The sequence below is a fragment of the Acidovorax cavernicola genome, from assembly GCF_003581445.1.
The window spans coordinates 1-889 of the sequence record NZ_QXMN01000270.1 but is presented as its reverse complement, the minus strand read 5'-3'; the positions used below and the strand labels follow the sequence as shown (position 1 = coordinate 889).

The following is an 889-nucleotide window of genomic DNA, read 5'->3' as shown; positions in this document are numbered from 1 at the left end:
ATCGATGATCTTGATGACGCGGCCGGTCTCCTGGGTGATGGTATCGACCATGGCCACGGTTTCGCGCGCGGCGTCGTCGTGCAGGCACAGGATCACCAGGTCCACGCCGGCGACCAGCGCACGCTTGGCGGCCGGGTCCTTGCGCAGTTCGGGGGCGATGCTGATCAGCTCGACACCAGGCATCGCCTGCAGCCGTTCGCGGATCTGCAGCCCCGTGGTGCCGGCTTCGCCGTCAATGAACACTTTGGACATGGAAAAGCTCCTGCAATCGTTACCGGCCCTGCACTACGCGCGCGTTGCTAAAGCCAGTATATGGGTTAGTAGTTTTACACCAGGGATGGTGCATCGCAGCATGATACATTCCCGGATTGCCATGTCCCACGCCCGCGGCCAGACAGCATTATGGCAACCGGGTAAACCACCATTCCTGAGAGAGAGACAGCTCATGAAGATTCATGAATATCAAGGCAAGGAAATCTTGCGTACGTTCGGCGTGCCCGTTCCGCGCGGCATTCCTGCATTCACCGTACAAGAAGCCGTCGAAGCGGCTCAAAAGCTCGGCGGCCCGGTCTGGGTCGTGAAAGCCCAGATCCACGCGGGCGGCCGCGGCAAGGGCGGCGGCGTCAAGGTCGCCAAGACCATTGAAGACGTCAAGCGCATCGCCGGCGAAATCCTCGGCATGCAGCTCGTGACGCACCAGACCGGCCCCGAAGGCCAGAAGGTCCGCCGCCTGTACATCGAAGACGGCGCTGACATCCAGCAGGAATACTACCTGTCGGCCGTGACCGACCGTGCCACGCAGAAGGTGGCGTTCATTGCCTCCAGCGAAGGCGGCATGGACATCGAGGAAGTGGCCCACGCCACTCCCGAAAAGAACATCACCGTGATG

Annotated in this window: 1 protein-coding gene and 1 pseudogene; one reads left to right on the top strand and one right to left on the bottom strand. The window is 61.4% G+C overall.

Going from position 1 to position 889, the window contains the following annotated elements; genetic code table 11:
* A pseudogene (locus D3H34_RS33075) lies at positions 1–252 on the bottom strand (N-acetyl-gamma-glutamyl-phosphate reductase); the annotation flags it as partial.
* Positions 253–445: 193 nt separating this feature from the next.
* Here D3H34_RS33075 and D3H34_RS33070 point away from each other — a divergent pair.
* A partial coding sequence (locus D3H34_RS33070; protein WP_205736874.1) for an ATP-grasp domain-containing protein occupies positions 446–889 on the top strand: 444 nt, incomplete at its 3' end.